Source organism: Paraplanobispora takensis (genome assembly GCF_016863195.1).
Classification (GTDB): Bacteria; Actinomycetota; Actinomycetes; order Streptosporangiales; family Streptosporangiaceae; genus Planobispora; species Planobispora takensis.
In genome coordinates this window covers 117434-138778 of record NZ_BOOK01000029.1, presented here as the reverse complement: position 1 = coordinate 138778, position 21345 = coordinate 117434, and the positions used below count along the sequence as shown (strand labels likewise).

Here is a 21345-nt window from a genome sequence, read left to right as displayed (position 1 = left end):
AACGCCCGCGTCACGAACGACACGGTCCGGGCGGGGACGTCACGACCGCGGGGACGTCACGACCGCGAGGTCGTGCTGGCCTCGATCCAGCGCTCCAGGGTGGCGGCGGCGGCGCCGGAGTCGACCGCGCGGGTGGCGCGGGAGTACGCCTCGATCATCGCGGCGTCCAGGTCGTCGCCGGGCCCGTCGAGCGCGACCAGGGCGGCGGCGGCGTTCAGCAGCACCGCGTCGCGGACCGGGCCGGTCTTGCCGCCGAGGAAGTCGTGCACCGCGCGGGCGTTGAAGGCGACGTCGCCGCCGCGCAGCGCGTCGGCCTCCGCGCGCGGGATGCCGAGCACGGCCGGGTCGAAGACGGTCTGCGTGGCGGTGCCGTCGCGGACCACCCAGACCGTGGAGGTGGTGGCGATGGTCAGCTCGTCGAGCCCGTCGTCGCCCCGGAACACCAGGGCGGAGACGCCCCGCTCGGCGAAGACGCCGGCCACGACGGGCAGCATGCGCGCGTCGTAGACGCCGATCGCCTGGGCGGCCGGGCGGGCCGGGTTGGTCAGCGGGCCGAGGAAGTTGAAGACCGTCGGCACGCCGATCTCCTTGCGCGGCGGACCGGCGAAGCGCAGCGCGGGGTGGTAGACCGGCGCGAAGCAGAAGGCGATGCCCGCCTCGACGGCGACCCGGGCGGTGTCGGCCGGCGCCAGGTCGAGCGCGACGCCGAGGTGCTCCAGCACGTCGGCGGCGCCGCAGGAGGAGGAGGCGGCCCGGTTGCCGTGCTTGACCACCCGCGCCCCCGCGCCCGCGGCCACGATCGCGGCCATGGTCGAGACGTTGACCGTGTGGGCGCGGTCGCCTCCGGTGCCGACGATGTCGACCACGGGACCCTCGACCGTCAGCGGGGTGGCCAGCTCCAGCATCGTGCGGGCCAGACCGGTCACCTCGGCGACCGTCTCCCCCTTCGCGCGCAGCGCCACGGCGAATCCGGCGATCTGCGCGGGACTCGCCGAGCCGGACATGATCTCTTTCATCGCCCAGGCGGTCTCGTCCGCCGTCAGGTGCTCACCGGCGAGCAGCGCCGACAGCAGCGCGGGCCAGGTGGTGCGCGCGTCCATAGGGATCTCCAGAGGGGCCAGAGGGGGCCAGAGGGGGGTTGCCGGTCTTCTCTTCTAGCGGGCGGTGAGACGGGTGGAGAGGCGGCGGCGCATCAGGTCGGCGACGGTCTCGGCCAGCACCACGGGGTCGATCGGGAGCGCCACGACGGCCTCGGCCTTGGACCACTCGGCCAGCCAGCGGTCGTCGCGGCGGGCGATCAGCAGGCAGATCGGGGGGCAGTCGTGGACCTCGTCCTTGGCCTGGCGGGCCACGCCCATGCCTCCGGCCGGCTTGGCCTCGCCGTCGAGGACGGCGACGTCGATCTCACCCGAGTCGAAGTGCTGGACGACCTTCGCGTGGGTGGCGCACTCCACGATCTCCACGAGGGGCACGTCGGCGGCGGGGCGCCAGCCGATCGCCTGACGCACCTTCTCGCGGGTGCTTGCGTCGTCGCTGTAGACGAGGACCCTCATCTTGTCGTCGGTGCTCAAGGTCGCGCTCACTATCGCTCGTCGATGTATGGTCACCTGGGATGCTACCGGTCACCCCGCTCACAGACCCAGACCGGAGGCATCGACAGGGCATTTGCCCCCTACGTCCAGATTAGAGGGACGGTTGACCCCCCTATCGGGGGGTCGTGCGGCGACCCGGACAGGGGAGCCGCAATAATGCTGCCCGTGGCGACAGCATCCGCAATCTCAACGACGACGACAGCCCACTCGTCCAACAAACCTGACTTGGTCAGTGTCGGGACGATCGTCTGGCTGTCCTCCGAGCTCATGTTCTTCGCGGCGCTGTTCGCGATGTACTTCACCATCCGGTCGGTGAGTCTCGGCCAGGGACTGCCCTGGCCCGAGGCCCATCTGAACGTCCCGTTCTCGTTGGCCAACACGATCATCCTGGTCCTGTCGAGTGTGACCTGTCAGCTGGGCGTCTGGGCGGCTGAGAAGGGCCAGGTCGGCAAGCTGCGTTTCTGGTACATCGTCAGCTTCCTGATGGGCGCCGTGTTCGTCGGCGGCCAGCTGTACGAGTACAGCCAGCTGGTCGCAGAAGGCCACACCCTGTCGCACACCGCGTACGACTCGGTGTTCTACCTGACCACGGGCTTCCACGGACTCCACGTGACCGGTGGACTGATCGCGTTCCTGTTCATGCTGGGACGTACGTACGCCGCGAAGCGCTTCACCCGTGAGCAGGCGACCAGCGCGATCGTCGTGTCCTACTACTGGCACTTCGTCGACGTGGTCTGGATTGGCCTTTTCGTGACCATCTATGGCATTCATTAAGGAATCGGGGATCTCTGTGAATAGGATCACCGCTAGGCGGCGGCATCCCCTCGCGAGATACGCCGTCCTGCTTCTGACCTTGGGGCTGCTGGGTGTCGCGTACACCCTGGCGGCCCCGACGAGCGAGCGGGCCGACGCGGCCATCGCGTCCGGCAGGGCCGACGACGTGGCGGAGGGCAAGAAGCTCTTCGAGCAGAGCTGCGCCAGCTGCCACGGTCTCAACGCCGAGGGCATCGCCAACCGCGGTCCCAGCCTCGTGGGCGTCGGCGCGGCGTCGGTGGACTTCCAGGTCAGCAGCGGCCGTATGCCCCTGGCCCAGCTCGGCGCCCAGGCCCCGCGCAAGAAGCCGGCCCCCTGGGTCAACGAGGACACCATCCGCCAGCTGGGCGCCTACGTCCAGTCTCTCGGCGGCGGACCCACCGTCCCGACGCAGGAGATGGTCGACCCCGCCAAGGGCGACAAGTCCAAGGGCGGCCAGCTGTTCCGCGCGAACTGCATCCAGTGCCACAACTTCGTCGGCTCCGGTGGCGCCCTGACGCAGGGCAAGTACGCCCCGCCGCTGCACGACGCCACTCCCCGGCAGATCTACGAGGCCATGGTCACCGGCCCGCAGGCGATGCCGGTGTTCAACGACAGCATCATCACTCCCGAGCAGAAGCGGGACATGATCGCCTACATCGTGGGCGTTCGTGAGGAGCCCAACCCCGGTGGTGCGGGCCTCGGCCGCATCGGCCCGGTCACCGAGGGTCTGGTGGCATGGATCGTGGGCATCAGCCTCCTCGCTCTGGCCGCCATCTGGATCACCGCAAAGAGGCGACAGGCCCAATGACAGACAACAAGCACGACATCGAGCAGCCCGAAGAGCGCGTCCCCAGGCGCGTCATCGGCACTCCTGCGCCCGCGGCGAGCACCTCGCTGCTCGGCCCCGACGAGACGCCCGGTGAGCTCAGTGTCGCCGGCGTCGACCTGCAGGACGAGAAGACCGCGAAGAAGGGCGAGAAGCTCGCCGCCCTCTGCTTCACGATCACGTTCCTGGCCGGCATCGCGTTCGTCGTCTCCTACGTGGTCTTCCAGGTCGGCGACCTCGAGAGCACGCAGACGTCCACGCTGGCCCTGGGCGGCTCGCTCACGCTGGCGCTTCTCGCGCTGGCCTCGGGCCTGGTGGTCTGGGTCCGCATGGTCATGCCGAAGTACAAGCTGATCCAGGAGCGCCACGCGATGGCCTCCGACCGCGAGACCCGGTCCTACGTCGGCGAGACCTTCCTGCAGGGCGCGGCCGAGAGCGGCATCACCAAGCGGCCGCTGCTGCGCCGTACGCTCCTGGCCGCCGCGGCCCCGCTGGGCCTGGCCCCGCTGGTGCTCCTGCGCGACCTCGGCCCGAGCTACACGAACTTCGACGAGAAGCTGCGCCACACCGTCTGGGGCGAGAAGACCAAGGAGGGCAAGCCGCGCAGGCTCGTCGTCGAGGGCAGCGGCGCTCCCATCCGCGCGGCGGACTTCAACTCGCCCGGAGGTATCCTGTCGGTTGTCCCCGAGGGATACGAACACGACCTGAACGCGCTGGCCAAGGCCACACTGATCCTGATCAAGTTCCGTCCGGACGAGATCAAGTCGGGCACGAACGTGAACTGGACTCACGACGGCATCGTGGCCTACTCCAAGATCTGCACGCACGTCGGCTGCCCCGCGGCCCTGTACGAGCAGACCACCCACCACATCCTGTGTCCGTGCCACCAGTCGACCTTCGACGCCGCCGACGGCGCCAAGGTCATCTTCGGCCCGGCCGCCCGACCCCTGCCACAGCTGCCGATTGCCGTGGACGATGAGGGGTATCTCGTCGCCACGGCCGACTTCGCCGTCCCCGTCGGTCCCAGCTTCTGGGAGCGCGGCGACGCCGAGGCCGAGGTCATTGAGAAGGGAGGCCAATCGTGAGCCCCTCCGGCGGCCCCGACGCAAACGTGCCCCAGGCCATCGCAGGTCCGAGCGGGTTCCTCGACGACCGTCTCGGTGCGGGAAACTTCCTCAAGCGCAACCTGCGCAAGGTCTTCCCCGACCACTGGTCGTTCCTGCTGGGTGAGATCGCGCTCTACTCGTTCATCATCCTGCTGCTGACCGGTACCTTCCTGACGTTCTTCTTCAAGCCCAGCATGGAGCACGTCATCTACGACGGCGCCTACGAGCCGCTCAAGGGCGTCGGGATGTCCGCGGCCTACGCCTCGTCGCTGGAGATCAGCTTCGACGTCCGCGGCGGTCTGCTCATGCGGCAGATGCACCACTGGGCCGCCCTGCTGTTCGTCGCCGGCATGATGGTGCACATGCTCCGCGTGTTCTTCACCGGTGCATACCGCAAGCCGCGCGAGCTGAACTGGCTGATCGGCGTCCTGCTGCTGACGCTGGCCCTGGCCGAGGGCCTGACCGGCTACTCCCTCCCCGACGACCTGCTCTCCGGCGCCGGTCTGCGGATCACCGAGGGTGTGGCGATCTCGCTGCCGCTGGTCGGCACCTGGATCACGTTCTTCCTGTTCGGCGGCGAGTATCCGGGTGAGGACGTCATCTCCCGGTTCTACTCGCTGCACATCCTGCTCATCCCGGGCATCCTGCTGGCGCTCATCTCCGCCCACATGATCCTGATGTGGGTGCAGAAGCACACGCAGATGCCGGGCAAGGGCCGTACGAACAACAACGTGGTGGGCGCCCCGTTCTACCCGGCCTTCATGGCCAAGGCCGGCGCCTACTTCATGTTCACCTTCGGCGTCATCGCGCTGCTGGGCACCTTCGCCCAGATCAACCCGATCTGGATCTTCGGCCCCTACACGCCGGCGGACATCTCGGCGGGCTCCCAGCCCGACTTCTACATGGGCTTCCTGGAAGGCGCGCTGCGTCTGATGCCCTCGTGGGAGATCAACTTCCTGGGCTTCACGCTCCCCATGAGCGTGCTGATACCCGCGCTGGTCCCGATGGGCATCATCATGACCGGCCTGGCGGTCTATCCGTTCGCCGAACGGTGGATCACCGGCGACAACCGCGAGCACCACGTCGTCGACCGTCCCCGCAACAACCCGCACCGCACCTCGATCGGCATCTCCGCGATCACGTTCTACGGTGTGCTGTGGCTGCTGGGCGCCAACGACGAGATCTCCTGGGTCTTCAAGGTCTCGCTGAACTGGACGACCTACATCGGCCGGGTCCTGATCTTCGTGGCGCCGGTCATCGCCTACATCGTCACCTACCGGATCTGCCTCGGCCTGCAGCGCAAGGACGCGGCGATCATCGGGCACGGTGTGGAGTCGGGCGTCATCAAGCGCCTGCCCCACGGCGAGTACATCGAGGTCCACGTGCCGCCGTCGGCGGACATCGAGGCCCACATGCGGGGCAAGGAGCCGGTTCCGGTCCTCACCGGCGCCGACACCGAGCCCGGCGGCATCCCGCCCAAGGGCATGCGCGGCCCCATCGGCAAGCTCAAGGCCAGGATGAGCACCGCGTACGGCGGCGAGAAGATCCCGCTGGACGACGGTCACCACGACGGCCACCACGACGGTCACGGCGACGAGCACGCGGCCGTCGGAGCGGGCGGGGACGACAAGTCCATCACCCGCTGAGCCGGGACCGGCGGGACCGGTCCACTGCTCCACTGCGACAGGCGAAAGGCCCGGGCGGATCACCGCCCGGGCCTTTCGGTTCCTCTCCCCAGCGGGCTCCTCCCCGTACGGCGGCGCCGGAAACCCCCGGCCGCCCACCGGAAGGTCCCGTGCCTCGTCAGAAGCCCTTCCGGTCCCGTCAGAAGCCCTCTCGCCCCGGTTCGCCGGGGGCCAGGCGGTCAGCGCCGGGGGCCAGGCGGTCAGGCCTGGAGCTCGGGCGGTGGAGTCAGGCCGTCTCGGTGACGAAGCCCAGGGTGCCGCTCCAGCGGGTCCACTCCGACCAGTCCTCCTGCCAGTGGCCCCAGCCGTTGAGGGGCTCGAGCACACGGGGCGAACCGGTGATGATGATCGGGTCGCCGATCAGGGTGTTGTCGATGAACCACTTCGCGTGGCCGGGGCTGACGTTGACGCAGCCGTGGCTGACGTTGGCGCTCCCCTGCGATCCGACGGACCAGGGCGCGCTGTGGACGTACTCGCCGCTGTTGGAGATGCGCACGGTGTTGTAGACGGTCTTGCGGTAGTAACCCGGCTGGCCGGGGCCGATGCCGGGCGAGACCATGATGGTCACCGGCTCGCGGGACATCGCCAGGTGGACGCCGCTGGTGGTGTGGTACTTCCACTGGCCGCCCTGGCCGGCGCTCATCGGGATCGTGCGGATCCTCTTGCCGTCGCGCTTGACCGTCAGGTGGTGGCTCTGGATGCTGCCCTGGGTGATCTGGGAGCGGCCGACCTTGAAGTCGAGGACGCGGTCGGCCCTGCCGTACAGGCCCTCGCCGCCGCGGACCCCCGTCAGGCGGGCCTCCAGCCGGACCTTGGTGTAGGCCGGCCAGAAGCGCTTGGGCCGGAAGTGGACCGTCCTGTCGTCGAACCAGTGCCAGGCGCCCTGGACCGGCTTGGAGGTGCGGACCGTCAGGTTCCGCTCGACCTCGACGCGGTCGGAGATGTCCCGGTCGAAGGTGATCATGATGGGCATGCCGACGCCCACGGTGAGGCCGGTGTAGTCCCTGTCCGGCGTGAGGCTCGCGATGGAGAAGCGGTCCTCGGCCTTGACCGTGGAGAAGGAGCTGGTGGTCTCCGTCGTCTCCCCGTCGGGGTTGACCGCCTCCACGGTGACCTTGTAGGTGGCCCCGGGAGCCGCCGTCCCCCGGCTGCGCCACTGAGTCTTGTCGGCGCTCAGAACGCCCGCCAGAGAGCCCTTGGAGCCCTTCACGCTGACCTTCTTCAGCGTCCCGCCCCGGGCGCCGATCAGGACGGGCATGTCGGTCGGCACGTCCCCGCTGCTGTCGGCGGGCGTCACGAGCACGGTCGCGGCGGCCCGTACGGCCCCCGGAGCCGATCCCGCGTTCTGAGCGGGATCCGCCCACCCGGTCGCGGCGTCCGCCGCCGAACACGCCGTCACCAGTGACAGGGCCACCAGCCCCGGCGCATAGGTCGAACCACGGATCGCCTGCCCCACGTGAACTCCCCCGTTCTCCGCCTGATCTACTACAGTCCGTTACTACCCGGAGCAAGCGGCACGGCACCCGACACATCCCCTCTGAGCTGCCAATAAACGCCAAAAAGCGGGCCACGGAGGTTTCCGTGGCCCGCTTGGGCGCAGGGCCCGCCGTACCGGATCCGCGGGCGGGTCCGGTACGTGCGGCTCAGTGCGAGAAGTTGCCCCGGTAGTACTCGAAGACGAACCCGACCATGCTCATGACCACCGCGAAGACGCCGATCATGAACAGCCACCAGCCGATGACGAAGCCGAGCGCGGTGAGCGCGACCGACAGGCAGACGAACAGCGGCCACCAGCTGTGCGGGCTGAAGAAGCCGAGCTCCCCCGCGCCGTCGCTGATCTCGCCCTGCTTGTCGTCCTCCGGCTGGGCCCCGATGCGGCGGGCCGTGTACATCAGGTAGTAGCCGATCATGAGGGCGAAGCCCACCGAGATGGCCATCGCCGTCGTGCCGACCGGCTCCTTGGACCAGTACCAGTAGACGACGTCCACCGCGGCGAAGAAGATGCCGATCAGGATGAACATCCAGCCCTGAACCTTCATCGGACCTCCTCCAGCTCACGCTCGGCCGGCGTGACGTGCGGGTGCTTGAGATCGAACGCCGGGCGCTCGGAGCGGATGCGCGGCAGCGAGGTGAAGTTGTGCCGCGGCGGCGGGCACGAGGTGGCCCACTCCAGGGAGTTGCCGTAGCCCCACGGGTCGTCGACCGTGACCTTGGGCGCGGTCTTGGCCGTCTTCCACACGTTGTAGAGGAACGGCAGCGTCGAGGCGCCCAGGACGAACGCGCCGACCGAGGAGACCATGTTCAGGTCGGTGAAGCCGTCGATCGGGCTGTAGTCGGCGTAGCGGCGCGGGAAGCCCTGCGCGCCCAGCCAGTGCTGCACCAGGAAGGTGGTGTGGAAGCCGATGAACAGCGTCCAGAAGTGGAACTTGCCCAGGGTGTCGTTGAGCATCTTGCCGGTGAACTTCGGCCACCAGAAGTAGAAGCCGGCGAACATCGCGAACACCACGGTGCCGAAGACCACGTAGTGGAAGTGCGCCACCACGAAGTAGGAGTCGGTCACCTGGAAGTCCAGCGGCGGCGAGGCCAGGATGACACCGGTCAGACCGCCGAACAGGAAGGTGACCAGGAAGCCGATCGAGAACAGCATCGGCGACTCGAAGCTCAGGTGGCCGCGCCACATGGTGCCGATCCAGTTGAAGAACTTCACCCCGGTCGGGACCGCGATCAGGAAGGTCATGAAGGAGAAGAACGGCAGCAGCACCTGGCCGGTCGGGAACATGTGGTGCGCCCACACGGTGATCGACAGCCCGGCGATGGCGATGGTGGCGCCCACCAGGCCGATGTAGCCGAACAGCGGCTTGCGGCTGAAGACCGGCAGGACCTCCGTCACGATGCCGAAGAACGGCAGCGCGATGATGTAGACCTCCGGATGGCCGAAGAACCAGAACAGGTGCTGCCACAGCAGCGGCCCGCCGGTGGCCGGATCGAAGATGTGGGTGCCCAGCTTGCGGTCGGCGGCCAGCGCCAGCAGCGCCGCGGCCAGCACCGGGAAGGCCATCAGCACCAGGATCGAGGTCAGCAGCACGTTCCAGGTGAACATCGGCATGCGGAACATGGTCATGCCGGGCGCGCGCATGCAGACGATCGTGGTGATGAAGTTGACCGCGCCCAGGATCGTGCCCAGACCGCTCATGGTCAGGCCCAGGATCCACAGGTCGCCGCCGATGCCGGGGGAGGAGACCGAGTTCGACAGCGGGGTGTAGGCGAACCAGCCGAAGCTGGCCGCTCCGTCGGGGGTCAGGAAACCCGAGATGGCGATGAGGCTGCCGAACAGGAACAGCCAGTAGCTGACCATGTTCAGCCGGGGGAAGGCCACGTCCGGCGCGCCGATCTGCAGCGGCATCAGCTCGTTGGCGAAACCGGCGAACAGCGGCGTGGCGAACATCAGCAGCATGATCGTGCCGTGCATGGTGAACAGCTGGTTGAACTGCTCGTTGCTGACCACCTGCAGGCCCGGCTGGGCCAGCTCGGCGCGGATGACCAGCGCCATGACGCCGCCGATCAGGAAGAACGCGAACGAGGTGATCAAATAGAGATGTCCGATGACCTTGTGGTCGGTGGACGACGCCCACTTCGCGATGATCGACCCCTTGCGGGTCGCCATCACCGAGGGGACGGGAACGTTCTGTGCGGTCACTGGGCACCCGCCTGGCTAGCGATGTACTGGTCGAACTCGGCCTGCGTGACGAGCTTGACGTTGAAGAGCATCCGGCTGTGGTCGACGCCGCACAGCTCCGCGCAGCGGCCGGCGTAGACGCCGGGCGCGTTCAGCGTGTTGACCTGGAAGCGGTTGTCCACACCCGGGATCACGTCGAGCTTGAACTTGAACGCCGGCACCCAGAAGGAGTGGATGACGTCCGGCGACTGGAGATTGAACTGGATCCGCTTGTTCACCGGGAGGACCAGCTGGGGGCCCTTCTCGTAGTTGTCGGCGGGGATCCCGACGACCTGGGCCGTCTTGCCGTTCACCTCGGTCGTGAAACGCCAGCTCCACTGGAACGCCTCGACCTTGACCGTCACGTCGGGCTTCTGCGACATGTCGGTCAGGTAGTTCTGGTCGCGCGCGGTGAAGAAGAACAGCACGCTGATCATGATCAGCGGCACGATCGTGTACAGCATCTCGATCGGAAGGTTGTACCGCACCTGGGGCGGCAGCTCGTTCGAGTTCTTCCGCTTGCGGTGGAAGGCCACGGACCACAGGATCAGGCCCCACACGACCACGCCGGTGGCCAGGGCGGCGATCCAGGATCCGTTCCACAGACTCTGGACGACCTCGGACTGCTCGGTGATGCCCTCAGGCATGCCGCCACGGGACCAGTCTTCAGCACTACACGCCGTCGCGGACACCAGCAGCAGCGCCAGAGCGGCAGTGCGTGGCACCCGGCGGCGGGCCAACGGACGCCGTGCAGAACGGCGGGTCGGACTCACGGATCGCCTACCCCACAGATGAAGCCCAAGAGTCACTCCTGGGCGGTCGTTTATTCAGATTCACAACTGACAGTTCACAGCTTCACGCTTTGGGACACATTAGCGCGGGCTGCCTCCGGCCTCCCGCGCAGCCCCCGATTGTGTCGCGCGTGATGCGACGATTGGTGCGTGGCGTACTTCGACGCGGCCTCCACCGAGCCGCTGCATCCCCGGGCCCGGGAGGCCCTGACTGCGGCGCTCGACGCCGGATGGGCCGACCCGGCGAGGCTGTACGGCCCCGCACGCCGGGCAAGGATGTTACTGGAAGGGGCCAGGGCGGAGGTCGCCGAGGTGCTCGGCTGCCGCCCGGACGAGGTGTCCTTCACCGCCTCCGGCACCCAGGCGGTCCACCTCGGCGTCCTGGGGGTCCTGCGCGGCCGGCACCGGGCGGGGCGGCGCCTGGTCGTCTCGGCGGTGGAGCACTCCAGCGTGCTGCACTCCGGGGAGGTCCACGAGCGCGAGGGCGGCACGGTGGAGACCGTCGGCGTCGGCCTCACCGGGGTGGTGGACCTGGCGGCCTTCGGCGAGGCGGTCCGCGCCGGGGGTACGGCCCTGGCGTGCCTGCAGAGCGCCAACCACGAGGTCGGCACGCTCCAGCCGGTCGCCGAGGCGGCGGAGCTGTGCGCCGGGGCGGGGGTCCCGCTGCTGGTGGACGCCGCCCAGACGGCGGGCCGGATGCCCGTTCCCCCGGGCTGGTCGGTGCTGACCGCCAGCGCGCACAAGTGGGGCGGCCCCGCGGGCGTCGGTGTGCTGGCGGTGCGCAAGGGCGTGCGGTGGCGCGGCCCGCTGCCCCAGGACGAGCGCGAGAACCGGGTCCCGGGCTTCGAGAACGTGCCCGCGATCGTCGCCGCGGCCGCCGCGCTGCGCGCCGCCGCGGCCGAGGCGGAGCGGGAGGGGGCCCGGCTGGCGGCGCTGGTCGACCGGATCCGGGCGGAGGTCCCCCGGCTCGTGCCGGACGTGGAGGTCATCGGCGAGCCCGTCGCGCGGGCCCCGCACATCGTGACCTTCTCGTGCCTCTACGTGGAGGGGGAGGCGCTTCTCGTGGAGCTGGACAAGGCCGGATTCGCCGTTTCGTCCGGCAGTTCGTGCACGGCGAGTACGCTTCGTCCATCGCATGTCCTGGAGGCCATGGGCGTGCTCACCCACGGCAACGTCCGGGTGTCGCTGCCCCGTGGCGCCTCCGGGGCCGACGTCGACCGTTTCCTGTCCGTCCTGCCGGACGCCGTCCGCAGGATCCGGGAGGAGGCGGGAGTAAAATCATGATCAGGACTCGGGGAGTGAGTGACGCGATGACGCCCAGGCACACCGCCGCCCAGCAGGCCGCCCAGGCTCCGGCGCTGACCGTCGACGCCCTGGGCAAGAAGTGCCCGATCCCCATCATCATGCTCGCCGAGCAGATCAACCACGTCCCGCTGAACGCGGTCGTCTCCGTCCTGGCCGACGATCCGGCGGCCTTCACCGACATCCCGGCCTGGTGCCGGCTGAAGTCGCACCACCACGTGGGCAGCCACGAGCTCCCGCAGGGCGGCTGGGCCATCCACGTGCGGCGCAACTACTGAGCCGTCCACCTGCGGGGCGACCAGTGGATACGCCCGGAAAGTGGGTAGGAGCCCACCCGGAACACAACCACACGTTTCGGGGGGAAACAGGGATGAGCGGGGAAACCGCCAAGGACGTGATGAACCCGGGGTGTCAGTGCATCGGAGAGAACCAGTCTCTCCTGGACGCCGCACGGATGATGAAGGACATCGGCGTCGGAGCGCTGCCGATCTGCGGGACCGACGACCGGCTCAAGGGCATCATCACCGACCGCGACATCGTCGTGAAGTGCCTGGCAGCGGGCGGGGACCCCGCGCAGATCACCGCGGGTGAGCTGGCCACCGGCCTGGTCTGGGTCTCCGCCGAGGCCAGCGTCGAGGAGGCGCTGGCCAAGATGGAGCAGAACCAGATCAAGCGGCTGCCGGTGATCGACAACGGGCGCATCGTCGGCATGATCAGCGAAGCGGACCTCGCCAAGAACCTGCCGGACGACCAGCTCGCCGACTTCGTCCACCGCGTCTACGCGGGAGTCTGACCGGCGCAGAGGCGGTACGGCGGGCGCCGGGCGTCGTGCCGGCGCCCGCCGGGGACGCCGGGCTCGATGACAGGGCGTGCGGGGCCGCCGGATGTCGCGACGGCGCACGCCGGGGCCGTCAGGCGTAGTGGCAGCGCACGTGCCCGGCCACCTCGCCGGCGGCCTCTGCGCCGTAGGCGGCGGCGAAGCGCTCCAGGAAGACCTGCTGGCCGAGCTCGTACTCCTGGCCGCCGACGCGCTCCAGGACGTGGGTGGCGGTCAGGTTGCCGATCTGGCCGCAGCGCTCCAGGGACAGGTCCCAGGCGAGACCGGCCAGGAAGCCGGAGCGGAAGGCGTCGCCGACGCCGGTGGGGTCGGCCTTGCCGAGCTCGGGGGCCGCCGGGACGTGCAGGGACGGCTCGCCCTTGCGGTCGATCACGACGCCCTTGGGACCGAGCGTGGTGACGCGGACCTCGACCCGGTCGAGGATCTCCTCGCCGGACCAGCCGGTCTTCTGCTCGATCAGACCCTTCTCGTAGTCGTTGCCGAACAGGTAGGCGGCGCCGTCGACCAGCTGGCGGATCTGCTCGCCGGGCATGCGGGCCAGCTGCTGGGAGGGGTCGGCCGCGAACGGGATGCCGCGCTGGCGGGCCTCGTCGGTGTGGCGGAGCATCGCGTCGGGGTCGTTGGGGCTGATCAGCACCAGGTCGAGCCCGCCCACGCGCTCGGCGATCGGCTGCAGCTCGATCAGCCGGGCCTCGGCCATCGCGCCGGTGTAGAACGAGGCGATCTGGTTGTGGTCCTCGTCCGTGGTGCACAGGAACCGTGCGGTGTGGTGGGTCTCGGAGACGTACACCGAGTCGCAGTCGACCCCGTGCCGCTCCAGCCAGGAGCGGTAGTCGGCGAAGTCCGTGCCGACCGCGCCGACGAGGATCGGCGACAGGCCCAGGCAGCCCATCCCGAAGGTGATGTTGGCCGCGCAGCCGCCGCGGCGGACCTGCAGGTCGTCCACGAGGAACGAGAGGGAGACCCGATCGAGCTGCTCGGCGATGAGCTGGTCGCCGAAGCGGCCCGGGAAGGTCATCAGATGGTCGGTCGCGATGGAGCCGGTGACGGCGATGCGCACGGGATCCTTCTCCTCGTTGTCAGCATCTTCGGAAAATGAGCCACGCAAGAATACGCGAACTCATGGCACGTGAAAGCCCTGTCGGGTGAGGAACATCTCACCCGGCAGGGCTTCCCGGCCCGTCCCGGCGGACGGAACCGCCCAGTCGAACGACTAGTTGAACGAGTCGCCGCAGGCGCAGGAGCCCGTGGCGTTCGGGTTGTCGATCGTGAAGCCCTGCTTCTCGATCGTGTCGACGAAGTCGATGGTGGCGCCCATGAGGTACGGCGCGCTCATACGGTCGGTGACCACACTCACGCCGTTGAAGTCGGAGACGATGTCGCCGTCCATCGAACGGTCGTCGAAGAAGAGCTGGTAGCGCAGGCCGGAGCAGCCACCGGGCTGCACGGCCACGCGCAGCTGGAGTCCCTCCTCGCCCTGCTGCTCCAGCAGGCTCTTGACCTTCGCCGCGGCCGCGTCACTGAGGATCAGGCCCTGCGCCGTGGTCTCGCTGCTCTCAACCGACATGTGGTGACTCCCGCGTCTGCGTCAGCCGCCCGCCTGGAGCGGCTGTCTGTTTCTGACGTCCTTCTTAGACGCTACCAACACCTGCCCACTGCCACACATTCCACGACCCCTCCACCCTCCGGAATAAATCCCTCAAACCGTGTGTCATCATTAGTCGTCATTCCGACGATAAGGGGGTGTGGTCGTGACGACCACTGAGACCGGGCTTCCGCTCTTCGTTCTCGGCCGGAGCGCCGACCCGCACAGCGAGCGCGGCGTGGACTGTCCCGGAGAGCTGCCGGCGGCGTCCGACCCGGCGCTGGTCGAGCGGGCCAGGCGCGCCAAGGCGGCGCTCGGCGACCGGGTCTTCGTGCTCGGCCACCACTACCAGCGCGACGAGGTCATCCAGTTCGCCGACGTGACCGGGGACTCGTTCAAACTCGCCCGGGAGGCCGCGGCGCGGCCCGAGGCCGAGTACATCGTCTTCTGCGGCGTGCACTTCATGGCCGAGTCGGCGGACATCCTGACCGGCGACGCGCAGAAGGTCGTGCTGCCCGACATGGCGGCCGGGTGCTCGATGGCCGACATGGCGACCTTCGACCAGGTCGAGGAGTGCTGGGAGGCGCTGGAGGACGCCGGGATCGCGGACGTCACCGTCCCGGTGACCTACATGAACTCCAGCGCCGACATCAAGGCGTTCTGCGGCCGCAACGGCGGCGCCGTGTGCACCTCCTCCAACGCCCGGCGGGCCCTGGACTGGGCCTTCTCCCGCGGCGAGAAGGTGCTGTTCCTGCCCGACCAGCACCTGGGCCGCAACACCGCGGTGCTGGAGATGGGCCTGTCGCTGGACGACTGCGTCGTCTACAACCCGCACCGCCCGAACGGCGGGCTGACCGTCCAGCAGCTGCGCGACGCGAAGATGATCCTGTGGCGCGGGCACTGCTCGGTGCACGGCCGCTTCTCGGCGCAGAACGTCGACGACGTGCGCGAGCGCATCCCGGGCGTCAACGTGCTGGTCCACCCCGAGTGCAAGCACGAGGTGGTCGTCAAGGCCGACTACGTCGGCTCGACCGAGTACATCATCAACAAGCTCCAGGACGCCCCGGCCGGCTCCTCCTGGGCCGTCGGCACCGAGTTGAACCTCGTCAAGCGGCTGGGGGCGATGTTCCCCGACAAGAACGTGACGTTCCTGGACAAGACCGTCTGCTACTGCTCGACGATGAACCGCATCGACCTGCCGCACCTGGTATGGGCGCTGGAGTCCCTGGCCGCGGGCCAGGTCGTCAACCAGATCACGGTGGACGCCGACACCACCCACTGGGCCAAGGTCGCCCTGGACCGGATGCTCGCCCTCCCGTGACCCCGCCGCGCCCGGACCCCTCCGGGCGCGCAGGGCACGGGCACGTGAGGAGGCCCCGGCGGTGCGCCGGGGCCTCCTCACGTGTCAGGGAACGCCGTACGTCTCAGGGAACGCGGTACGTGTCAGGGAACGCCGTGCGTCACTTCACCCGGGTGTAGCGCATGAACTGCTGCTCGTACTCCTTGGCGTTGGTGCTGACGGCGAGCACCCGCTTCACCTGCCCCTTGAAGTCGATCACCACGGCCTCGTGGGTGGAGCCCTTCTGCTGCCATGCCACGATGTGCTGGTCGTCGTACCAGCCGACGAGCCGCTTGGTGTCGAACGGGACCCGGGCCTCGGGCTCGGCGTCCGCCGTCGTGGACCACACGCAGATCTCCTTGTCCTGCTCGGAGGCCCCCTTGCAGTGGGTCATCAGCAGCGTGCCGGAGGGGTTGATGTCGTCGCCCTCGACGGTGAGCGGGGTGCCCACGTCCAGCAGGGTCTGCAGCACGACGCCGCTCTGCGGGTCGTAGAAGCGGATGCGCTGGGTCTTGCCGGCCAGCGCCCACGTGCCGACCGCCCGGCCGTCGCCACGCCAGAAGTAGCTCCAGGTGCCCGCGTCCTTCTCCTTCACCTTGATGACCTTGGCCTTCTTGGTGGCGACGTCGACGACCGCGAACCCGTACGGGTTGCTCTTGTCGCCGACCAGCTCGTACAGCGTCACCAGCGCCTTCTTCCCGTCCGGCGACCACTGCGGCAGCGTCGGGTAGACCGGATACTTGGTGATCTTGACCTGGTCCGCGGAGCCGGCGGCCCGGTCGATGATCGAGAGCTGGAAGTAGTTGTCCGCGCTGTACTTCTTGTCGGTGCCGAGCGCCTTGGCGCCCGAGACGTCCACCGTGTAGTCGTAGTAGTCGTCGTTCTTGGCGAAGCCGTTCCCGCCGTTCTCGCGGGCGTAGAGGAAGAAGTTCTTGCCCGACGTCAGCGTGTAGGACGTCAGCTTGATCGGATCCTTGTCGCTCTCGTGGATCGTGATCGAGCTGCCCGGGAGCTTGATCTGACGCTCCGCCTCGGGGATCGCCGCGACGGCCGGGGTGGGGGTGCCGGAGGGTCCGCCGCTGTTGGCGACCGGCGTCGGCGAGGGGCCGTCCTCCCCGGTTTCGCCGCCGGAGCGCTGGATCAGCAGTGTGACCCCGACCGCGATGAGCGCGACCACCAGGCCGGAGGCGACCGCGACCCAGACCCGGCGCACCCGTCCGCCGCCACCGGAGGTGCCGGGCTGCTGGCCCTGCATGCCGTACGGCGAGGCGCCCTGGGACGGTCCCCCGTAGAGCTGTCCGGGGAAGGTGGCCTGGCCCTGCGGCGGGAAGCCGCCCGGACCGGTCTGGTGCGGCGGATAGCCCCCGGGCCCCTGCTGGAAGGCGGCCTGCCCCTGCGGCTGGCCGTGCGGCTGCTGGAACCCGCCGGGGCCGGTCTGGTGGGGCGGGAAGCCACCCGGGCCCGTCTGGTGCGGCGGGAAGCCGCCGGGGCCGGTCTGGTGCGGCGGATAGCCTCCGGGCCCCTGCGGCTGCTGGAACCCGCCCGGGCCCCTCTGGTAGGGCGGGAACCCGCCGGGACCGGTCTGGTGCGGCGGGTAACCGCCGGGGCCCTGCTGGTGGGCGTACCCCTCGGGACCGGTCTGCTGGGCGGCGGCCACGCCCTCCATGAGGATGCCCCGGGGCGCGGCGGGCGGCGGCGTGCCGGGGGCGGTCGGGACGGTGTGGCCGAGCAGGCGCATCAGGGCCTCGCCCGCCGTCGGGCGCCGGCCGGCGTCCTTGGCCAGGCACTGGCCCACCAGCTCGCGCAGGGCCGGGTCGGTGAGGGCCGACAGGTCCGGCTCCACGTTCATGATGCGGTTGAAGATCGCGGGCAGGCTGTCGGTGCCGAACGGCGGCTGCCCGGTGGCCGCGAAGACCATGGTGCAGCCCCAGGCGAACATGTCGGCGGGTGAGCCGGCGGCCTCGCCGGCGAGCTGCTCGGGGGTCATGTAGGCGGGCGTGCCGATCGCCATCGCGGTCAGCGTCGAGGTCCGGTCGAGGGCCTTGGCGATGCCGAAGTCGATGACGCGGGGACCGTCGGAGGCCAGCAGCACGTTGGACGGCTTGAAGTCCCGGTGCACGATCCCCGCCTGGTGGATCGCCACGAGCGCGGTGACCGTGCCGATCGCGAGCCGGTGCAGGGACGAGCCCGTGCGGGGCCCCTCGCCGGCCACCACCGCGTCGAGCGTCGGCCCGTCGATGTACTCGCTGACGATGTACGGCCGGTTCTGGTCCACTCCGGTGTCCAGAACAGCGGCGGTGCAGAAGGCCGAGACGCGCTGGGTCGTGCTGACCTCGCGAACGAAACGTTCCAAAGCCTCCTCGTCCTGAGCGAGGTCGGCGCGGAGGAGCTTCACCGCGACGCTGGCTCCGTCGGGGGACTCGCCGAGGTATACCGTGCCCTGGCCACCCTCCCCGAGGCGCGCGGTGAGCCGGTACTCCCGCACCCTCTCGGGATCCCCGGGCCGCAGGGGCGCAAGGTCCGGCATAACGACACCCTCCTTTTGGGCTTTTTGTGTCCCATTGTGAGGGCAAAAGGTAACGGCCCGCACATCATGCATGGGCCATCCTGACAGGACCCACGGCCGGATCCCGGTCCCGGCGGACCGGGCCCGTGCCGTACGGTCAGATCATCCCGGGATGAGGCCCTCGTCGCCGAGCATCTCCCGGACCTCCTCCATGGAGGCGTCGGCCGGGGGAAGGATCAGCTCCGAGGGCTCCAGGCTGTCGTCGGGGAGCGTCTTGCCCACGTGCCGCACCTGGTCCAGCAGGGCGTGCAACCGGGTCCTGAAGGTGTCCTCGTCCCCCGCCTCGATCGCCGCCTCCAGCTGACCGTCCAGGTCGTTGAGGACGGTCAGATCACCGGGAGCGATCTCCACCTGCCCCTCGCCCATGATTCGAACGATCACTGGCCCTCCCCCGGCTGGCGGTACTGCTGAGTCGGCTCGGACTGCGGCTGCGACTGCTGGTACGGCTGCTGCTGCGGCTGCTGGTAGGGCTGCTGCTGCGGCGGGCCCGGCTCGATCGCGCTCTTGGGCGCCGGCGCCTGGCCCAGCTCGGCCTTCATCCGGGCGATCTCCAGCTCCACGTCGTTGCCGCCGCCCATGCGGTCGAGCTCCGCCTGGATGTCGTCGCCGCGCGAACCGCTGAAGTCGTCGAGCGCGCCGCTGGCGAGCAGCTCGTCGATGGCGCCGGCCCGCGCCTGCATCTGCGCGGTCTTGTCCTCGGCGCGCTGGATCGCCAGGCCCACGTCGCCCATCTCCTCGGAGATGCCGGAGAAGGCCTCGTTGATCCGGGTCTGCGCCTCGGCGGCGGTGTAAGTGGCCTTGATGGTCTCCTTGCGCGTGCGGAAGGAGTCAACCTTGGCCTGAAGCCGATGGGAAGCGGTGGTGAGCTTCTCCTCCTCGGCCTGCAGGTTGTCATGCTGCACCCGCAGGTCGGCGATCTGGGTCTGCAGGCTGCTGCGCCGGGTCAGGGCCTCGCGGGCCAGGTCCTCCCGGCCGACGCCCAGCGCCTTGCGGCCCTGGTCCTCCAGCTTGCGCGCCTGCGCCTCGATCTGGTTGATCTGCAGTTCCACCCGCTTACGCGATGTCGCGACATCGGCCACACCCCGGCGCACCTTCTGCAGCAGCTCCAGCTGCCGCTGATAGGAGTAGTCCAGGGTTTCGCGCGGATCCTCCATTTTGTCCAAGGCGTTGTTCGCCTTGGACTTAAAGATCAAGGAAAGTCTCTTCATCACGCTCATGCGCGTCGGCCGTCCCCTTCTTCAAATGCGCTTCGGGTCGCCCCGGTGATTCCTGCCCCCAGGAAAGCGGCGGGCCCACATAGGGTTCACCCTACGCATAACGCACGGGGGCGTCACTAAGTTGCAGTCCCGGTAGGCTGACGTTGTGTTCCGACGTACCCAAGCCGCCGCGGACGACTCCCCCGCCTCCGCCGCCGATCCGAAGCCCGTGGGCAAGGGGCGTCCCACCCCCAAGCGCAGGGACGCCGAAGGCCGTCGCCGCCAGCCGGTGAACGCTCCGCAGAACCGCAAAGAGGCCTACAAGAACCTCCGCGAGCGCCAGGCCGCCGACCGCGCCAAGGCCCGCGAGGGCATGCTGCGCGGTGACGAGCGATACTTCCCCGTCCGCGACCGGGGGCCGGTGCGCAAGTTCGCCCGCGACTGGGTCGACTCCCGCCGCCTGGTCAGCCAGTACTTCCTGCCGTTCTCCCTGGTCATCCTGTTGCTGACCTGGATCCCCTTCCCCCAGCAGATCCGCGCCTACGTCTACGTGTCGGTGATCACGATCGGCTGGCCGCTCATGATGGTCGGCGTCCTGCTGACCTCGATCTGGGTGGCCTGGAAGGTCAAGAAGCTCGCGGCCGAGAAGTTCCCCGGCGAGAGCCTCAAGGGAGTCGGCTTCTACGCGGCGATGCGCGCGCTGCAGATCCGCAAGCTGCGCTTCCCGCCGCCCCAGTTCCTGCCCGGCGGCAGGCCCGTCCCGCCGAAGAAGTAGCCCGGTCTGCGAAAGGCCCCGCGGTCCCCCGACGGAACCGCGGGGCCTTTCGCGCGTACCCGGCCTCCGTGCCCGCCCGGGCCTTCCGCATGACGGGGCTCTCACGTGCCCGGATCTTTGGGAGGACGGCCGTGCCGGGCCGTCTCAGTTCCGGACGGTCTCCCAGCTCAACGTGCCGCCGTCGACGACGGGCCTCCACTGGCCCACGGTCCCGCCCCGCTCCAGAGCGTCGGCCGTCATCCTCAGCAGGGCGTGATAGGAGGGGATCCGCACGCCCCCGAGCTCGAAGCTCGTCTCCCCCTCATCGCCGGTCCGTCCGACGTCGCGCCGGATCGAGTCGACCACCAGGTGGTTGCCGCTCCCGTCCGCGCCGACCGGGATCATCCGCCCCTCCCACGAGCCGACGCGCGGACCGATGCGGTCACCGGCGCCGATCCCGCAGAGCCTCCGCCAGGTGTCGCGGATGTCGCGCACGTTCATGGCCTCGTACAGGAAGATCGTAAGTCCGGAGCCCTTGTTGAGGACGCTCCCGTTGTGCCGCAGGAGCGAGGCCCGCAGGTCGCCGGGGAAGCGCAGGCCCATCTGCGCCTCGGCGATCGCGATCGTCCGGGCGCGGGCGGGCGGGGAGAGCGTGCGGTGGGTCCTGGGCGCGTTGGCTTCGAGCCACCGCTCGATCCGCCGCCACTGCCGGTTCACCGCCCGGGTCACCCTGGGGTCGACCTCGCGCACCGCCGGAGTCTCCGTCCCCGGCCGGCAGTCCTCCTCAGCCGCCGTGCCGGAGGAGTCGGCGGACGGTGCGGCGGAGGAGTCGGCGGACGTCGCCGAGGGCGCGGGGGGCTCCTCGAAGCGCTCCGCCACGGGGACGGTCTCCTCGGAGAAGACCGCCCTCTCCACCGCCCGGGTGGCGAAGACCAGCACGCACAGCGCGATCACGACCGATCCCCAGCGGACCACGCGGCGGCGGATCACCTCTTTCCGGGCCGCGGGCGCCTCCGCCGCGGGAGGTCCCCCGGGGTGGCCCGCCGGACCGGCGCCGACCGGCGTCTCCCGCCCGGGCACGGCATCGGAGCCCGCCGCTCCCCTCGGGGAGGGCGGGGTCCGCGGGGACACCCGGACCTCGGAGCCCGCCGGGGCGCGCCGGAGCCGGAGCACCGCCACGACGACGACCGCCGTGACGGCGGCCGCGAGCGCGAGCCGTACCCATCGAGAACTGATCAACCGCCGCACGCCGGGC

The 21345-nt window shown here is 69.5% G+C and carries 21 protein-coding genes; 9 read left to right on the top strand and 12 right to left on the bottom strand.

Annotated elements, in window-relative coordinates:
• Positions 1-56: 56 nt before the first annotated feature.
• Both trpD and Pta02_RS19490 read right to left on the bottom strand, forming a co-directional pair.
• Positions 57-1100 carry an anthranilate phosphoribosyltransferase gene (gene trpD / locus Pta02_RS19495; RefSeq protein ID WP_203876291.1) on the bottom strand — a complete coding sequence of 348 codons (1044 nt, stop codon included), beginning with the start codon at positions 1098-1100 and terminating at the stop codon, positions 57-59.
• A gap of 54 nt (positions 1101-1154) precedes the next feature.
• Positions 1155-1553 (bottom strand): DNA-binding transcriptional response regulator, encoded by a 399-nt coding sequence (locus Pta02_RS19490; protein WP_203876362.1) that lies wholly within the window; start codon positions 1551-1553, stop codon positions 1155-1157.
• Between the two features lie 195 nt (positions 1554-1748).
• On the opposite strand from Pta02_RS19490, the gene ctaE reads away from it, so the two are divergent.
• Genes ctaE through qcrB form a run of 4 tightly spaced genes read left to right on the top strand, consistent with a single transcriptional unit; the run spans position 1749 to position 5965 of the window.
• Complete coding sequence (gene ctaE, locus Pta02_RS19485; protein WP_203876290.1) at positions 1749-2366, top strand: aa3-type cytochrome oxidase subunit III; 618 nt, start codon at positions 1749-1751, stop codon at positions 2364-2366.
• Entirely contained in the window at positions 2353-3195 is an 843-nt protein-coding gene (gene qcrC / locus Pta02_RS19480; RefSeq protein ID WP_444980748.1) for a cytochrome bc1 complex diheme cytochrome c subunit, read from the top strand. Before ctaE ends, qcrC begins: the two co-directional genes overlap by 14 nt.
• On the top strand, positions 3192-4298 hold the full coding sequence (qcrA, locus tag Pta02_RS19475) for a cytochrome bc1 complex Rieske iron-sulfur subunit (protein WP_203876288.1): 1107 nt from the start codon (positions 3192-3194) through the stop codon (positions 4296-4298). Before qcrC ends, qcrA begins: the two co-directional genes overlap by 4 nt.
• Positions 4295-5965, top strand: coding sequence for a cytochrome bc1 complex cytochrome b subunit (qcrB, locus tag Pta02_RS19470; protein ID WP_203876287.1), 1671 nt, complete (start codon positions 4295-4297; stop codon positions 5963-5965). The genes qcrA and qcrB overlap by 4 nt, the downstream gene beginning before the upstream one ends.
• Positions 5966-6230: 265 nt before the next feature.
• Here the strand turns inward: qcrB and Pta02_RS19465 are convergent, their stop codons facing one another.
• The 4 genes from Pta02_RS19465 to ctaC form a co-directional block, all read right to left on the bottom strand.
• Positions 6231-7460: a L,D-transpeptidase gene (locus Pta02_RS19465; RefSeq protein WP_203876286.1), complete on the bottom strand. Its 1230-nt coding sequence runs from the start codon at positions 7458-7460 to the stop codon at positions 6231-6233.
• 187 nt (positions 7461-7647) lie between these two features.
• Complete coding sequence (locus Pta02_RS19460; protein WP_203876285.1) at positions 7648-8043, bottom strand: cytochrome c oxidase subunit 4; 396 nt, start codon at positions 8041-8043, stop codon at positions 7648-7650.
• A complete protein-coding gene (gene ctaD / locus Pta02_RS19455) occupies positions 8040-9668 on the bottom strand; it encodes an aa3-type cytochrome oxidase subunit I (protein WP_203876361.1) in 1629 nt (542 codons plus the stop codon). Before ctaD ends, Pta02_RS19460 begins: the two co-directional genes overlap by 4 nt.
• Before the next feature lie 29 nt (positions 9669-9697).
• Entirely contained in the window at positions 9698-10444 is a 747-nt protein-coding gene (gene ctaC, locus Pta02_RS19450) for an aa3-type cytochrome oxidase subunit II (RefSeq protein WP_444980747.1), read from the bottom strand.
• Positions 10445-10660: 216 nt separating this feature from the next.
• Here ctaC and Pta02_RS19445 point away from each other — a divergent pair, with 216 nt between their 5' ends.
• The 3 genes from Pta02_RS19445 (at position 10661) to Pta02_RS19435 (ending at position 12605) form a co-directional block, all read left to right on the top strand.
• Entirely contained in the window at positions 10661-11794 is a 1134-nt protein-coding gene (locus Pta02_RS19445) for a cysteine desulfurase family protein (RefSeq protein WP_203876283.1), read from the top strand.
• Positions 11795-11808: 14 nt separating this feature from the next.
• A complete protein-coding gene (locus Pta02_RS19440; RefSeq protein ID WP_373872400.1) occupies positions 11809-12090 on the top strand; it encodes a sulfurtransferase TusA family protein in 282 nt (93 codons plus the stop codon).
• A gap of 92 nt (positions 12091-12182) precedes the next feature.
• Positions 12183-12605: a CBS domain-containing protein gene (locus Pta02_RS19435; RefSeq protein WP_203876282.1), complete on the top strand. Its 423-nt coding sequence runs from the start codon at positions 12183-12185 to the stop codon at positions 12603-12605.
• Positions 12606-12723: 118 nt separating this feature from the next.
• Here Pta02_RS19435 and Pta02_RS19430 read toward each other — a convergent pair whose 3' ends face one another.
• Together Pta02_RS19430 and erpA are read right to left on the bottom strand one after the other, a co-directional pair.
• On the bottom strand, positions 12724-13710 hold the full coding sequence (locus tag Pta02_RS19430) for a carbohydrate kinase family protein (protein WP_203876281.1): 987 nt from the start codon (positions 13708-13710) through the stop codon (positions 12724-12726).
• 153 nt (positions 13711-13863) lie between these two features.
• Positions 13864-14217: an iron-sulfur cluster insertion protein ErpA gene (gene erpA / locus Pta02_RS19425; protein ID WP_203876280.1), complete on the bottom strand. Its 354-nt coding sequence runs from the start codon at positions 14215-14217 to the stop codon at positions 13864-13866.
• A gap of 184 nt (positions 14218-14401) precedes the next feature.
• On the opposite strand from erpA, the gene nadA reads away from it, so the two are divergent.
• On the top strand, positions 14402-15556 hold the full coding sequence (gene nadA / locus Pta02_RS19420; RefSeq protein WP_203876279.1) for a quinolinate synthase NadA: 1155 nt from the start codon (positions 14402-14404) through the stop codon (positions 15554-15556).
• 139 nt (positions 15557-15695) lie between these two features.
• On the opposite strand, the gene Pta02_RS19415 is transcribed toward nadA, so the two are convergent.
• From Pta02_RS19415 to Pta02_RS19405, 3 genes are all read right to left on the bottom strand, one after another.
• A complete protein-coding gene (locus tag Pta02_RS19415) occupies positions 15696-18101 on the bottom strand; it encodes a serine/threonine protein kinase (RefSeq protein ID WP_203876278.1) in 2406 nt (801 codons plus the stop codon).
• A gap of 141 nt (positions 18102-18242) precedes the next feature.
• Entirely contained in the window at positions 18243-18521 is a 279-nt protein-coding gene (gene pspAA / locus Pta02_RS19410) for a PspA-associated protein PspAA (protein ID WP_203876277.1), read from the bottom strand.
• Positions 18518-19357: a PspA/IM30 family protein gene (locus tag Pta02_RS19405; protein ID WP_203876276.1), complete on the bottom strand. Its 840-nt coding sequence runs from the start codon at positions 19355-19357 to the stop codon at positions 18518-18520. Before Pta02_RS19405 ends, pspAA begins: the two co-directional genes overlap by 4 nt.
• A gap of 145 nt (positions 19358-19502) precedes the next feature.
• On the opposite strand from Pta02_RS19405, the gene Pta02_RS19400 reads away from it, so the two are divergent.
• Positions 19503-20111 (top strand): DUF3043 domain-containing protein, encoded by a 609-nt coding sequence (locus Pta02_RS19400; protein ID WP_203876275.1) that lies wholly within the window; start codon positions 19503-19505, stop codon positions 20109-20111.
• A gap of 144 nt (positions 20112-20255) precedes the next feature.
• On the opposite strand, the gene Pta02_RS19395 is transcribed toward Pta02_RS19400, so the two are convergent.
• Complete coding sequence (locus tag Pta02_RS19395) at positions 20256-21338, bottom strand: SMI1/KNR4 family protein (RefSeq protein ID WP_203876274.1); 1083 nt, start codon at positions 21336-21338, stop codon at positions 20256-20258.
• Between the last annotated feature and the right edge of the window lie 7 nt (positions 21339-21345).

Bases quoted from the DNA above. Each gene is read 5' to 3' on its own strand.
- Pta02_RS19490 (WP_203876362.1), bottom strand. From the start codon at position 1,553: ATGAGGGTCCTCGTCTACAGCGACGACGCAAGCACCCGCGAGAAGGTG.
- ctaD (WP_203876361.1), bottom strand. From the start codon at position 9,668: ATGGCGACCCGCAAGGGGTCGATCATCGCGAAGTGGGCGTCGTCCACC.
- ctaE (WP_203876290.1), top strand. From the start codon at position 1,749: ATGCTGCCCGTGGCGACAGCATCCGCAATCTCAACGACGACGACAGCC.
- trpD (WP_203876291.1), bottom strand. From the start codon at position 1,100: ATGGACGCGCGCACCACCTGGCCCGCGCTGCTGTCGGCGCTGCTCGCC.
- erpA (WP_203876280.1), bottom strand. From the start codon at position 14,217: ATGTCGGTTGAGAGCAGCGAGACCACGGCGCAGGGCCTGATCCTCAGT.
- qcrA (WP_203876288.1), top strand. From the start codon at position 3,192: ATGACAGACAACAAGCACGACATCGAGCAGCCCGAAGAGCGCGTCCCC.
- Pta02_RS19415 (WP_203876278.1), bottom strand. From the start codon at position 18,101: ATGCCGGACCTTGCGCCCCTGCGGCCCGGGGATCCCGAGAGGGTGCGG.
- qcrC (WP_444980748.1), top strand. From the start codon at position 2,353: ATGGCATTCATTAAGGAATCGGGGATCTCTGTGAATAGGATCACCGCT.
- Pta02_RS19460 (WP_203876285.1), bottom strand. From the start codon at position 8,043: ATGAAGGTTCAGGGCTGGATGTTCATCCTGATCGGCATCTTCTTCGCC.
- Pta02_RS19405 (WP_203876276.1), bottom strand. From the start codon at position 19,357: ATGAGCGTGATGAAGAGACTTTCCTTGATCTTTAAGTCCAAGGCGAAC.
- Pta02_RS19435 (WP_203876282.1), top strand. From the start codon at position 12,183: ATGAGCGGGGAAACCGCCAAGGACGTGATGAACCCGGGGTGTCAGTGC.